The 13,396-nt window shown below is 69.3% G+C and carries 12 protein-coding genes; 10 read left to right on the top strand and 2 right to left on the bottom strand.

The window, feature by feature from the left end; genetic code table 11:
* Positions 1 to 313 precede the first annotated feature (313 nt).
* The 9 genes from G6O54_RS35190 to G6O54_RS35150 all read left to right on the top strand — a co-directional run bounded on the left by G6O54_RS35190 (position 314) and on the right by G6O54_RS35150 (position 9,064).
* The gene (locus G6O54_RS35190) at positions 314 to 1,120 is read left to right on the top strand and encodes a Uma2 family endonuclease (RefSeq protein ID WP_165235091.1); all 807 of its coding nucleotides are present in this window, start codon (positions 314 to 316) and stop codon (positions 1,118 to 1,120) included.
* A gap of 150 nt (positions 1,121 to 1,270) precedes the next feature.
* Positions 1,271 to 2,218 (top strand): glycosyltransferase, encoded by a 948-nt coding sequence (locus G6O54_RS35185; RefSeq protein WP_250847235.1) that lies wholly within the window; start codon positions 1,271 to 1,273, stop codon positions 2,216 to 2,218.
* Positions 2,219 to 2,336: 118 nt separating this feature from the next.
* Positions 2,337 to 3,404 carry a CDP-alcohol phosphatidyltransferase family protein gene (locus G6O54_RS35180; protein ID WP_165235085.1) on the top strand — a complete coding sequence of 356 codons (1,068 nt, stop codon included), beginning with the start codon at positions 2,337 to 2,339 and terminating at the stop codon, positions 3,402 to 3,404.
* Positions 3,397 to 4,167 (top strand): glycosyltransferase family 2 protein, encoded by a 771-nt coding sequence (locus tag G6O54_RS35175; RefSeq protein ID WP_165235082.1) that lies wholly within the window; start codon positions 3,397 to 3,399, stop codon positions 4,165 to 4,167. Before G6O54_RS35180 ends, G6O54_RS35175 begins: the two co-directional genes overlap by 8 nt.
* Positions 4,164 to 4,865, top strand: a complete 702-nt coding sequence (locus tag G6O54_RS35170; RefSeq protein ID WP_165235079.1) for a class I SAM-dependent methyltransferase — start codon at positions 4,164 to 4,166, stop codon at positions 4,863 to 4,865. The genes G6O54_RS35175 and G6O54_RS35170 overlap by 4 nt, the downstream gene beginning before the upstream one ends.
* Positions 4,858 to 6,354 (top strand): polysaccharide deacetylase family protein, encoded by a 1,497-nt coding sequence (locus G6O54_RS35165; protein ID WP_165235076.1) that lies wholly within the window; start codon positions 4,858 to 4,860, stop codon positions 6,352 to 6,354. Before G6O54_RS35170 ends, G6O54_RS35165 begins: the two co-directional genes overlap by 8 nt.
* Positions 6,321 to 7,478: a glycosyltransferase gene (locus tag G6O54_RS35160; RefSeq protein ID WP_165235073.1), complete on the top strand. Its 1,158-nt coding sequence runs from the start codon at positions 6,321 to 6,323 to the stop codon at positions 7,476 to 7,478. The genes G6O54_RS35165 and G6O54_RS35160 overlap by 34 nt, the downstream gene beginning before the upstream one ends.
* Positions 7,459 to 8,820, top strand: a complete 1,362-nt coding sequence (locus G6O54_RS35155; protein ID WP_165235070.1) for a glycosyltransferase family 9 protein — start codon at positions 7,459 to 7,461, stop codon at positions 8,818 to 8,820. The genes G6O54_RS35160 and G6O54_RS35155 overlap by 20 nt, the downstream gene beginning before the upstream one ends.
* Positions 8,821 to 8,863: 43 nt before the next feature.
* Positions 8,864 to 9,064 carry a hypothetical protein gene (locus G6O54_RS35150; RefSeq protein WP_165235067.1) on the top strand — a complete coding sequence of 67 codons (201 nt, stop codon included), beginning with the start codon at positions 8,864 to 8,866 and terminating at the stop codon, positions 9,062 to 9,064.
* A 6-nt stretch (positions 9,065 to 9,070) separates the two neighbouring features.
* Here G6O54_RS35150 and G6O54_RS35145 read toward each other — a convergent pair whose 3' ends face one another.
* Together G6O54_RS35145 and G6O54_RS35140 are read right to left on the bottom strand one after the other, a co-directional pair.
* Positions 9,071 to 11,878 (bottom strand): serine/threonine-protein kinase, encoded by a 2,808-nt coding sequence (locus G6O54_RS35145; protein WP_165235064.1) that lies wholly within the window; start codon positions 11,876 to 11,878, stop codon positions 9,071 to 9,073.
* A 23-nt stretch (positions 11,879 to 11,901) separates the two neighbouring features.
* On the bottom strand, positions 11,902 to 12,513 hold the full coding sequence (locus tag G6O54_RS35140) for an RNA polymerase sigma factor (protein ID WP_165235061.1): 612 nt from the start codon (positions 12,511 to 12,513) through the stop codon (positions 11,902 to 11,904).
* Positions 12,514 to 12,709: 196 nt separating this feature from the next.
* Between G6O54_RS35140 and G6O54_RS35135 the strand changes: the two genes are divergently transcribed.
* Positions 12,710 to 13,396, top strand: a 687-nt coding sequence (locus tag G6O54_RS35135; RefSeq protein WP_165235058.1) for an AAA family ATPase, incomplete at its 3' end; no start/stop codon positions are given.

Here is a 13,396-nt window from a genome sequence, read left to right as displayed (position 1 = left end):
GGCGAGGCTCCTGCCGAGCCCGGCGCGAGCTGCCAACCGCGCCCGGGCCGTGTTCCCAGCCGCATCACGGGCCTCGGAGGGCGCAACAGAAACGGTCGAGTCCCGACCCCGCCTCCGGGCCGCCAGGACCCACTTTCCAACATCCCACGGTAAGCCGGGATGGCACGTTAGGTAGCACCCACGTTCGGGTCATCCTCAAGCCGTCCTGCGGTCGATCCCGCGCTGGACCGTCCCGCCCGATCGAGTAAACTACCTGGGTAGGGTGGAGAGGACAAGCGTTCCGCATCCCTGGCACGAGAAGCCGAGGTCATTCATGAGCGCGATCTCCCGGCCGACGATGGTCCCCGAGGTCGTCTACCCCGACAGCGACGGTCGGCCCATGGCGGACAACACGATTCAGTATCGTTGGATCGTCCTGATCAAGGAGGGACTCGAGTACGCCTTCCGCGACAGGGAAGACGTGTTCATCGCGGGCGACCTGTTGTGGTATCCCGTCGAGGGCGACAGGAACAACTGCATGGCGCCCGACGTCCTGGTCGCGCTCGACCGGCCGAAGGGGGATCGCGGATCGTATCGGCAATGGGTCGAGGGGGGCATCCCTCCGCACGTCGTCTTCGAGGTCCACTCGCCCAACAACACGCCCGCCGAGATGGCTCGCAAGCTACGCTATTACGACCGTTACGGCGTCCGCGAGTACTACTACTACGACCCCGAAACCGGCAAGCTCTCCGGCTGGAAACGAGACGAGGAGTCCGGGAGACTCCGACGTATCGCCCGGATCAACGCGTTCCGAAGCCCGCTCCTGCGAATCCAGTTCCAGGTCGGATCGGGACGCGAATCGCTCACGATCCTGGGACCCGACGACCAACCCTTCATCTCCCCCCTGACGAGCGCCCAACAGCGCGACGAGGCCCGCCGCCAGGCGAAGGTCGCCCAGCGGAGGGCGCGGGCAGAAATCCGAAAAGCCCAGGACGCGGAAAAGCTCGCCCAGGCCGAACGCCAGAAGGCCCAGGCCGAACGTGAGAAAGCACAGGCCGAACGCCAGAAGGCCCAGGCCGAACGCGACCGTGCCGACCGTCTGGCCGCCAGACTTCGCGAGCTCGGAATCGAGCCGGAATGACAGCCGCCCATCTTCGGGCTCGGCTTGACCGACAAGGACTTGCGTCGTAAGGTATGCCCCCGAATGCCGGTCGAGGCGTGGAGAGCCCTCGCGAAGGATCGCGTGTGCCGCCACGGACCGCTCGGACCGGGAGGACGAGGGACGGAACCCTTGACGACGGACCGCACGCACATCCTGGTCCTCAACTACAATGGCCGGCCGCTCCTGGACGAGTGCCTGCCGACGATCGTCGAGGCCGCCGCCGGGGCGGGAGTCCCCTGCGCGGTGACCGTGGTCGACAACGGTTCCTCGGACGGTTCCCGTGAATGGCTGGCCGGGCACTGGCCGGAAATCGGACTGATCGGCCACGACAACCTCGGCCTCGCCTCGTTCAATGACGTGCTCGAAACGCTCGAGGAGCCGATCGTCCTCCTCCTGAACAATGACGTGAAGCTGGAGAGGGGCTCCCTGCCCCCCCTGCTCCGCGCCTTCGAGGAGCACGACGACGCCCTCTTCTCCGCGCCCCTCTGCTGGACGTTTGACGGCAAGGACTACGAGGGAATGCGGACGCGTGTGCGGTCGCGGTTCGGCCTGGTCCAGGGGATGAGTCGTGTGCCCGGGATCGAGCAGGTCTGGCACAAGGCCGACCTGACGGCGGCGGCCGGGCCGGTGCTGGCCGTGGATCGTCGTCGTTTCCTGGAAATCGGCGGGTTCGACCCGCTCTACTTTCCGGGACGGATTGAGGACCTGGACCTGGGCTTCCGCGGCTGGATGGCGGGCTATCGCGGATACTACGAGCCCCAGTCCATCGCCTTTCACCGCGGGTTCGGCTCATTCGGCCCGGCATTCGGCGCGGGGGGCTGCGACCGGCTAGCGACCCGCAACAGCTTCCTCTTCGCCTGGAAGAACCTCCGCGGTCTCAGGCTGGTCCGGCATCTTCTCTGGATCCCGCCCAGGCTGATGTACTGGATCGCCCGGGGGAGGCTGGACATGGCGTTCTCGCTCCTCGCCGCGATCCGGAGATGGGGTAAGACCCGCACGAATCGACAGCGACGTCGGGTCGGCAACGAGGGCTGGGTCGCACGTCAGGAGGCCTTCTTCCGCCGATTCGCTTGGTGACACGACGGGTCGGCCGGACTCCGGCGATCGCGTACGGCGAAGGAATCGCCCGCGATCGGAAAGCCGGATCCAGGGTCGCGGAGGCGAGGACGAGGACGGGTCCGCAGGGAGGCGACGGATGAGGTCTCGGGGGCTCCAACTGGTGATCGACGCCCGGCCGCGCGGGCCATCCGGCCCGCTCGCGGTCGAGCCGATGCTCGGCCGGCCCCTGCTCGCGAGGCTGCTCGAACAGGCCGTCCCCCTGGCGTCTCAGGATCGACCGATCGCCGTGCACGCCCGCGAGGAGGAGCACGCGATGCTCCGGGGTCTCGTCGCCGAGTCCGCACCCGGTCGCGCGATCCTCGCCACCGGCCCTCCCCAGGCCGGCGCGGCGGTGCTGAGGACGGATCGGCTCTACGACGCCGGGCGACTCCGGAGGGCCCTCCGGCGCGGGCACGACGTGGAGTCGGCCGTCGTCTGGCGGCTCGACCAGGGACGAAGCCTCGCCGCCGCCGAGGAGGAGCTGAAGCGCCGGCTCACCTACCAGCCGCTCGGCCGGTTCTGGGCCTTCGGCCTGGCGCGGGCGGTCGCCGAAGCTCTTGCTCCAACCTGGGTGCGGCCGAACATGATCACCTTGGCCGCCGCCTCGCTCATGCTGGCGGCGTCCGCGGTCGTCGCCGTCGGCGGCCCGAGCCCCTACCTCGCGGCGGCCACCGCCGTGATGCTGGCCCTCGCCCTGGTGCTCGACACGGCAGACGGCCGCCTCGCGCGGCTCCAGGGGACGAACTCCCCATTCGGCCGCTGGCTCGACCAGGTCCTCGACGAGCTGTCCGACATGGCGCTCCACGCGGCGATCGCGTGGTCGGCTTACACCTCGACAGGCAACGTGGGTTGGCTCCTCCTGGGGATGGCCTATCCGTCGGGCAAGTACCTCTTCGTCATGCAGTCCCTGGGGGGCGAGGATCTGGAGCGGACGATCGCGGTCGACGCGCAAGCACCGCGGCCGTCGGCGAGCCGTGATCGCCGCTCATTCTGGAAGCCTGTCCGCAAACTGGCGGAGATGGCCGGGCATGCGGACATCCGCTGGCACGCGTGGATCGTCCTGGCGGCGATCGGACGACTCGACCTGGCGCTGATCACCTACGCGGCCTACTTCCCGCTTCGGGCCTTTGCCGGCGGCCTGAGGAAGGCGGTGGCCCATGTCTGAGCCAAGGCTCAGCGCCCTCATCGTGGCCCGGAACGAGGCGGACAACCTGCCGGGCTGCCTGGACTCGGTCGCCTTCGCGGAGGAGCGGGTCGTCGTGGTCGATTCCCGGAGCCAGGACGCCACGCTCGCAATCGCCAGGGCGGGCGCAGAGGTCGTGACCGTCCGGGCGTTCGACGACTTCGCCAGCCAGCGGAACGCGGGCCGGGAGCTCGCGACCGGGGACTGGATCCTGTCGATCGACGCCGACGAGCGGGTCACGCCGGCACTGGAGGCAGAGATCCGCTCGGCGATCCGACGCGCGGACGCGGACGGACTGGTCGGCTTCCGGATCCCGATCCGGAGCGAGATACTCGGCCGGCCGTTCGGATACTCGGGGACCCAGCGGGACCTGCCCCTGCGGCTCTTTCGCCGGGACCTGGGGCGGTGGACCGGGCAGGTCCACGAGACGGTCGATCTCGCCGGGAACGTCGGCCGGCTGGCCGGAGTCCTGAGCCATCGGTCGCTCCCCTGCATGCGGGTCTTCCTCGGCAAGATCGACCATTACACGACGCTCGAGGCGAGCGACCTGTTCCGGGCCGGCAAGCGCTTCCAGGCGAGGGATTTGACGCTCCGGCCCTTCTGGGTCTTCCTCAAGCTATACCTGGCCCGCCAGGGATTTCGTGACGGGCTGGAGGGCCTGATGTTCTGCGCCCTGTCGGGACTCTCGGTGGCGGTCCGAACCTGGAAGCTACGAGAGATCGAGCTCTCAAGGGGGGCGGCGTGACGAACCTCCACGAGGCCGAGGTCGCCCGCCAGTTCGACGCCCAGCGGCGGCGGTTCAAGGCGGCGGTGCCGGACGACGACTATCGACTGGTCGGACTGCTCGAGGCCATCGGCCCGGTTCGCGACCGGCGGGTGCTGGACCTCGGGTGCGGCAAGGGCCGTTTCACCCGCGCGATCCAGCGCCGCGGGGCAACCGTGTTCGGGGTGGACATCGCCGCCGCCATGCTGGCCGAGGCGCACGGACTGCCTCGCGTTCGAGCCTCGGCGCGGCGGCTCCCGTTCGGCGACGGATCCTTCGATTGTGCGATCGCCGTGGAAGTCCTGGAGCACATGGATCCGGCCGGGTGCGAGGCCTGCATCCGGGAGGCTCGCCGCGTGCTCAAGCCCGGGGGGATCCTGGCGATCGTCGACAAGAACGTCGCCGCCCTTTCGGCCCGCCGGCCGTGGCTGCCGAGCGCGGCGGAGAAGCGCCTGGACGAGCTCCGAGGCCGCTGGATGTATCCCGCGTGGGGGCCGGTCCGCGAGCGCTGGTTCTGGCCGTCGCAGCTCCGCAGGCTGCTCGAGCGGGAATTCGAGCGGGTACGGATCCGCCGGCTCCTTTCGCCCGCGGAGCGAGAGCGATGGCTCTTCCGCCGCGTCCCCGCGGCCCGACTGATGACGCTCTGGGTGGCATCGGCCCCGGGAGGTTCCCTTGTCTAGCCTCTACCGGCCGATCCTCGCCCCTCTGCCGCTCCTGCTCTGGAAGACGCCCCCGGGACTGGAGTTGATCCTGGCCCAGGAAGGCATCGCGCATGAGGTCATCCGCGACGCCCATCCCTACGCCTTCCGCCGCGGCCGGTTCGTCCTCTACGACGGCCGGACGGCCTCGCGGCCGGAGATCCGGTCGCTCACGACTCGCGAGCAGGTCGCCATCGACGTCGACCTCTTCCGCCGCGGCGAGCCCGTCGATCCGTTCGAGGCGCTCGTCGACCAGGGAGCCGCGGGCGCGATCTGGAAATATCGACAATGGCGGCTCCGCGAACGCGTCGCACGGTATCCGAAGGCGTGGATTCGCCGGGCCCTGATCGACGCGATCCGCGGCCAGGTCGAGTCCGGGGGCGGGACATGGATGCGGCTCGCTCCCTTCCCGTACCCGTACCGATCCGCCTTCAATCTGAGGGTGGACCTGGACGAGCCGGTGCCCGAGGATTATCACCGTTTCGCCCTGACCCGGAATCTCCTGGCCGACTGCACGACACACTTCGTGAGCACCCAGGCGTACGAGCATCATCCGGTCGTGATGGAGGATCTCCTCCGCCAGGACACCCAGTCGCACGGCCACTTCCACTACGTCTACCGCGACGCGACGGCCAACGCGCGGAACCTCGAGCGAGCCGACGCGATCCTCAGGGACAGGGGATTCGCCCCCGGCGCCTTCGCGGGGCCGCACGGGCGCTGGAACCCCGGGCTGGACGACGTGCTCGAGTCGCTCGGCTACGAATACTCCTCGGACTTCCAGCTCGGCTACGATGACCTGCCGTTCTTCCCCTGGAAGGGGACGAGGTTCTCCGACGTCCTCCAGGTGCCGATCCACCCCGTCTGCGAGGGGCTCTTCCTCGAGGACGGCGACGCGGATGGGCGGATCGTCGCCGAGTACCTCTGCCGCGTGGTGGAGGCGAAGATCGCGGCGGGCGAGCCGGCGTTCGTCTATGGGCATCCCGAGCGCCGGCTGGGACGCATGCCGGAGGTCCTCATCGGCCTCAATCGCGTCCTCGACGGTCACTCCCTGGTCTGGCGGACCACCCTCACGGAGATGGCGCGGTGGTGGCGCTGGCGGGCCTCGCGGAGGTTCGTCGTGCTCCCTCGCGGAGGAGGCAGGCTGGAGATCCAGGTCGAGGACTGGGACGAGGCCTATCCCCTGGCGATGGAGATCCATCGGGGCGACTTCTCGTGCACGATCCCCCTCCGCGGGACTCGGACCGTCATCCGGGCGGAGGACCTGGTCTACGAGCGTCGGCCCTCCGCGGCGGGCGGCCTGCTGCGGCCCCCCTGCCCCGATCGACGTCCGCCGGGGCTGCGCGAAGCGGTCCGGAGGGCGATCGACTGGGAGACGGTGACACCGCTGCAAGAGCTGTCGACCGGCACGCTCTCCGATCGGGTCAAGAAGGGCCTGCGATGGTGGAAGCTCCGGCGGACGGGGACGGACTGATGGCGATCATGCCGCGCTCATCGCCGGGGCTCGAGTCGTCCACCTCGGAGTGGCTGCGGTCCCGCTCCGCCCTCCCCCGACGGGATGGCGCGATCCTGCTGCACGCCCCGTCGTTCGCCTTCCAGGCGCCGGGCGGCGGCGAGAACCAACTCGTGCAGACGGGTCGCCACCTGGAGGACCTGGGCCGGCCCGTCGCGCTCTTCTGTCCGTGGACGGACCGGCTCGATCGCGCGGGGGTTCTCCACCTCTTCGGCATGTCCCGCGAGGGCCTGGAGCTGGCCCGACGGGCCCGGGCCCGAGGCACGCCGGTGGTCCTCTCTCCCATCTGCTGGTTCGAGCCGGCGGCGCTCTGGTACCTGGAGGGCCGACTCGCGGCGCGGCTGAAGGGACTGGCCGCCTGGGGTGTCCGGCGGGCGTTACCGTCCCTGCCGGGCTGGCGCCGAGAGCTGCTCACGCTCTGCGACCGGATCCTGCCCAACTCGCAGGCCGAGGCCCGGCAGCTCGCACGGCTCTTCGGCGTGGATCGCGAGAAGTTCACCGTCGTCCCCAACGGCGTCCTCGAACGCTTCGCGAGGGCAACCCCGGACGCCTTCCGCGAACGCCACGGCGACGAGGATTTCATCCTCTTCGTCGGGCGGATCGAGCCTCGCAAGAACCCCCTCGGGCTGATCCTCGCCGCCCGCCTGCTGGGCGTGCGGGTGGTGGTGCTGGGTGCGGCACCGGCGGAGCATCGGGCGTACCTGGAGCGCTGCCGGGAGGCGGGCGGAGGTCTCGTCCGCTGGCTGGGCTCCCACGACCACGACGACCCGATGCTGGCCTCCGCCTATGCCGCGGCCCGCGTCTTCGCGCTGCCGAGCTGGTTCGAAACCCCGGGGCTGGCGGCCCTGGAGGCGGCGCTCGCCGGGGCGAGCATCACGATCACCCCGTATGGGTCCACGCGCGAGTACTTCGGCGGCCACGCGTCCTACGCCCGGCCGAACCGGGTGGAGGAGATCGCGGCGGCCCTGGCCGATTGCTGGTCGCGGCCGGCCGATCCTGCTCTGGCGGCGTTCGTCGCTTCGAAGTATCTTTGGGCCCGCGTCGCGGCGAGAACGGCGGAGGCGTATGATCAGGTCGCCAGCTAATCCCAGGCCGGTACGCACGGGCCGCTACCGCTACAGCAAGCTGCGGTGGCGATTGCTCGCCCATGTCCTGGACGGGGCGGGGACCGTCGCCATGCGGGCATTGCGGTGTTTCCGCCCGCCCCGGGTCGCCGCCGATCCGTCCCGCATCCTGGTCGTCCAGCTCGACCACCTGGGAGACTCGGTCCTCTCCAGCCCCCTGATCGAGAACCTCCGCAAGGCGTATCCGGACGCGAGCCTGGACGTCCTGGCCTCTCCCAGCAATCACGAGGTCTTCGAGGCCGACCCCCGGATCGACCGCGTCCGGGTCGCCGAGAAGACCTGGTTCGAACGCTATCCCGGTCGCTGGAGCATGCTCCGCGCCGTCTGGGATCTCGGCCGGTCGATCCGCGGCGAGGGGTACGACCTCGGCATCGACGTCCGCGGCGATATCCTCACGGTCCTCGTCCTGGCGATCGGCGGCATCCCCCGGCGTGTCGGCTGGATCATGGGCGGAGGCGGATTCCTCCTGACGGACGTCGCCGACTGGGTCCGCGGCCGCCACGAGGTGCGATCCCGCATGGCGCTCCTGGAGCCGCTCGGGATCGACGCCGAGCCCCTCTCCCGGGCCGTCGTCCACGTCACCGATCGCGACCGCTCCGCCGCGGCGAGGGTCCTGTCCGAGGCCTGGCCGCGGAAGGCGATGAGGCGGTCCGAGGTCCCCGTCGGCGCGGGCTTGGTGGGCGAGACGGGCGGATGGCTGAGGTCGAGAGCCCCGCTGACGGGCCTGCTTCCGTCACGCCCGACCGAGGGCGGAGATGCCCTCCACGCCGGCCGCTTCGGCGCCGTCCCGCCCTTGCTGGCCATCCACACCGGGGCAGGCACCGCGGCCAAGCGCTGGCCGGTCCGGCACTGGAACGCCCTGGCCCAGCGGTTCTTGCAGGAAGGATGGCGGATCGTGGTGGTGGGCGGTCCCGACGACCTGGCCCTGAGCGAGGCCCTGCCCCGCCACGACCGGCTCCGAAACGTCGCCGGCAAGCTCTCCGTCACCCAGACCGCGGCGCTCCTGGAGCGGGCCGACCTGTTCATCGGGGCCGACTCCGGCCCGGCCCACCTGGCGGCCTCCGCCGGCACGCTCTCCGTGATCCTCTTCAGCGGCACGAACCACGCCGCCCAGTGGCGGCCCTGGTCGCGTCACTCCCTGGTCCTTCGCCACCGGGTCAGTTGCAGCCCCTGCCACCAGAAGGCCTGCCCGCTGGCCGGCCACCCCTGCATGGGCGACCTGACGCCCGACCGCGTCCACCGCGCCGCGATCCGCTGGTGGGGTCGGGTGCACCACGCGGAATCGCCGCACAATCCGATCTGATTCCTGACCCGGTGCCCCGCTTCGCCGATCGAGGAGCCTTGCGATGCTGCCCACTCCCACGACGGATTCAGGCCCGGCTCGAGACAGTCACAGGGCGAGGCACCCCGCGCTGGGCCGCTTCCTGCTGGGCCTTCGCGACTGGGTCATCCTCGCCTGGGTGATCGTCTGGTCGTGGGCCTACGTCCAGACCGCGCTGGCCCAGCGGTTCCCAGGGCTCCTGGGCTGGACGCGGCGGCTCTGGTGAGCTGTCTCACGGTCGCAACGGAATGGGTGGCACGGGAACATTCGGGCCTGACACGCCCGTCTCGCCCGGGATGATCGTCTCGCGGAGCTTGCCGCTGTCGACGTCCCAGAACTTGACCGTCTGGTCCATGCTGCCGGTGGCGAGGATCTTGCTGTCGGGACTGAAGGCCAGGGCCGGGATGCCGTCGTCGTGGGCCGGGATGCAGTGAATCTCGCGGTGCGTCGCGACGTCCCAGAGCTTGACCTCGCTGGGATGGCCCCTGTCGCCAATCGACTCCGGTGCACTCTCGGAGGCGGCGAGAGTCTTGCCGTCGGGCGAGAATCGAACGCACAAGGCCGCGTGACGGAACGGACCGAGGGAGGCCAGGGGCTTGTGTGTCTCCGCGTCCCAGATTCTGGTTGTTCCGTTTCCGTCCGTCGAGGCCAGCAGTTTGCCGTCGGGCGAGTAATCCAGGGAGGCGACCGGCGCAGCGCTTGCACAGAGGGTCGCCACCTTGGTATTCGTCGCCGGCTCGTAGACGAGAATTCTCCCGCCGTCGCTGCCGAGAGCGAAGCGCTTTCCTCCCGCGCGTGCGGCGACCGCGTAGACACGTCCGGGATCCCGCAAATGATCCGTTATGTTGGGATTGTCCGTCGTGAAGATCGCCCCGTCTCCCAGCGTACCGATCACCACGTTTCGCCCGTCCTGGAGCAGTTCCAGATCGTTGATCAAAGAACCGTAAAAGGTACGTTCTCTGCTCGCACCCGGGAACAGCCCTCCGGTCTCAACCATACCATCGGTCGTGCCGGCCACGAAGGAGCCTCCATCGCTCGTAAAATGCACGACTCGATAAGGGTGGAAATTACTGGTCGCTTCCTTGAGTGTTCGCCTCTCAATGTCCCACGTCCATAGCGCGGACATGCTCCCGTAGCGACCTTCCTGTGCGATGAGGAGCCGCTTGCCATCCGGCGAATACGACAGATTCCAGACGGGCCCGCGGCCGATCGGAAGCTTCATTGCGTCCGAATTGCCGAGGCCTGGCCCACTCGCGGCATTCGGTCCGAGCTGACGGGGCGGAATGGGCGGGACCGACGGCACAGTCGGAATCACATGAGGAGGCTCGCCGATTCCGACCGGCGGCATCGGCGGCTCGGGAGCGATCGGGGCTGGAGGATGTTCGTCTTCCGTGATAGTGGTCGAGATGGTCGACATGGTTCGCTGAGGTTCCAGATCCACCGCCACGATCTGCTTCGCCCCGCGTCTGACCGAGATGATCTCATCCCGCACCGTCTGCCCATTCCGGGTCGCGACGACCCGATGCGGGCCGGTCCGCACGCGGATCTGCTTCGGCCCGGCGCCGTCGATGACGAGGGTCTCGTTGTCCACCTCGACCTTGACCTCGGGGTCGTCGACCTTCACCACGAGCGTCCCCTCGGGCGTCTTGATCCGCAGGACGGTGGCAACAAGGTCCGCGACCTCGGCGATCCCGCCGGCCCGCACCACCCCCAGGCTGGCCAGGGCCACGAGCGCGACGCCGGCCGCCAGCGCCAGCCTGCGCCTCGGCCTCCGCGGGGGGATCTTGGCGATGGGCAGTCCGTGGTCGAGATCCAGGTCCGCGGGGACGCGAGCCTCCGCTTCCTGGACGGCCGGCCTCGCGGCCGCGACGGGCTGCTGCACGTGAGCGAGGCCCTGTTCGAGCAGGTCGGCCACCTCGCCGGCCGTCTGGTAGCGTCGGGCCGGCTCCTTGGCGAGCAGTCGGTCCACGATCGCCGCGAGCCAGTCCGGCGTCTCCGGGTCGATCTCGCGGACGGGGCGGTGGGGATCGTCGCAGATCCGCCGGAGCACGGCCATCGTGGACGGGGCGCGGAACGGCGGCCGGCCGGAGATCATCGCGTAGAGCACCCCGCCGAGCGAGAAGAGGTCCGAGCGAGCGTCCACCGGCTCGCCGCGAGCTTGCTCCGGGGCCATGTACTGAGGCGTCCCCGCGATGACGCCGCTTTGCGTCAGGCTCGCATCGTCCACCGCCCGGGCCAGGCCGAAGTCCGTGAGCTTGACCTTCTCGATGCAGTTCTCCAGGAGGATGTTCGCCGGCTTGACGTCGCGATGGACCACCCCCTGGGCATGGGCCGCGGCGAGCGCCCGCGCGGCCTGCATGCCGATCCGGAGGACCTCACGCGTCGCCAGCGGGCCGGTCGCGTCGATCCGCTCCTGGAGCGACCGTCCGGCGACGAACTGCATGACCAGGTAAGGGAGCCCGCGGAACTCGTCCACGGCGTGGATCGCCACGATGTGGTCGTGCACGACCGCCGCCGCCGCCCTCGCCTCGCGGGCGAATCGCCGCCGGGCGTTGGCGGAATGGGCGAGCGCCGGGTTGAGCAGCTTGATGGCCACCATCCGATCGAGCGACGGCTCCCGCGCCTTCAGCACAACGCCCATGCCCCCCTGACCGAGTACCTGGACGATTTCATAGTCGCTCAGCCGGCCCAGCATCTCGGGACGGCCCGGGTCGGGCGGGTCGAGCAACCGCAGCCAGGCGGTGCCGGCCTCATCGTCGTCGTCCGTCCCCTCAGCCTCGGGCCCGAGGTCCAGGCCGATCGTCGCGTACCGCTCGGCGTTCCGGGCATGTTCGTCCGGATCGGGGACGTCGTCGCGGAGGGAGCGAGCTTCGCCCCAGAACCGGCTGGCCGCCGCCAGCCGTTCGAGCTCCTCGCGGCAGGGCTTGCAGCGCTCGAGATGGCCGGCCAGCTCGGCCTGCTCGCGATCGTCGAGGCGATCCTCCAGGGAGAGCCTCAGGCGTCTTGCGTCACATTTCCGCGCGTCATCCGGCATGGTCATGATCCTCCGACTCTCTTCCTGGTTCAGGATGTCTCGGCCGCTTGCCCCTCGACCTTCTCGATGACGGCCCGCAATCGGGACATGACCCGGCTGCGGGCGATGTACACCGCTCCCACGGACACGCCCAGCTCCCCGGCCGCGTCCTTCGGCTCCCGGTCCTCGACCGCGGTGAGCCAGAAGGCCCGCCACGTCGACTCGCGGAACTCGGCGCGGATCTCGTCGGCGGCCCACTGGAAGAGGCCGCGGCGATACTCGAGGTCGAACAGGGCCGTCTCCGCTCCGTCGGGCGCGGGGACCTGTTCAAGCAGCTCGCGGACATTGGAATCGCCGGTCGCGACGGGGCGAACCCGCCTCGCGGCCAGGAGGTTGATCATCAGGTTGCGGGCGATCCGGAAGAGCCAGCCGCGGAACGACCCACGCGAGGGGTCGGGGTCGTAGCCGTCGATCGCCTTCGCCACGGCGCGGAAGACCTCCTGCGCCAGGTCGGCCGCATCGGCGTCCTGGAAGCCCTTCGCCCGCGCCAGCCGATCGATCAGGGGGGCGTAGATCGCCACGAACTCCCCCCAGGCTCGCCCGTCCGCGGGGTCCTTCAGCCGCACCAGCAAGCTCTGCCGCGTCAACGGCGATTCGACCATCGCGTCCCTCCGGGAATGAACACAGGCGGCCGGCGGATCTCTTTCAGAGATTCTCGAATGTGGCCATTCGGCCGGCCAGAGCCAGCTCCGAAGTCGCCTGATCTCCTCCGAGCGCTGGATCACATGACCTGGCCGGATTACAATTCTACGGCGCAGGTTTCCTGCGCGCCGAACGTATCTCTCGCCGGAGACGACCATGCTCGTACGCCTGTTCGGCAGGAATTTTCGCTCGCTGCGCGATGACTTCGAACTGTCGATGGTCGCGGCGGATCTGAAGCGAGAGGAGGATCGCAAGCGCGGCGTGATTCATGTTCCCATTCAGGGCTTCGAGGATCCGCTTGGTCTCTTGCGTTCCGTGGCGATCTACGGCCCGAATGCATCCGGCAAGTCGACGGTCCTTCTCGCGGCGCATGCGCTGGCCTGGCTGGTGACGGAATCCAGTCCCCGATCGAAGCCCGATTCCGTCATCCCCCCCTATGAACCATTCCTCCTCGATGCCAGGTCGAAGGAGGCCCCCGTCGAGCTCGGTTGCGACGTCGTTCAGGGAGAGCATATCGTCCGCTACAAGATTGCGTATACGTCCAGAACCGTGCTGAGCGAGCAGTTGTCTCGACTCGACAGCTCCGGTGAAACCAGGCTCATTGAACGCAACGATCAGGGTGACGTGGAGGGCGAGTTGATCAAGAACAGCAAGGTCAACCGGCTCTACGTGAAGGAGATGCAGCCGAACGTGGCTGTCCTGTCCAAGCTGGCGCAGCACGGCCCCCGACGAGGCAAGGAGTCCGTTCGCAGCGACTATCAGGCGATCCGGAACGCCCTGCTCTATCGAGACTATTCCAGCATCGCGGGCAAGATTCCCGGCCAGAACCAGGCGACTTCTCAG

It is taken from the genome of Aquisphaera insulae (assembly GCF_011064615.1).
GTDB lineage: Bacteria > Planctomycetota > Planctomycetia > Isosphaerales > Isosphaeraceae > Aquisphaera > Aquisphaera insulae.
The sequence above is the reverse complement of the archived record's forward strand: the minus strand, read 5'-3'. Positions and strand labels throughout refer to the sequence as shown.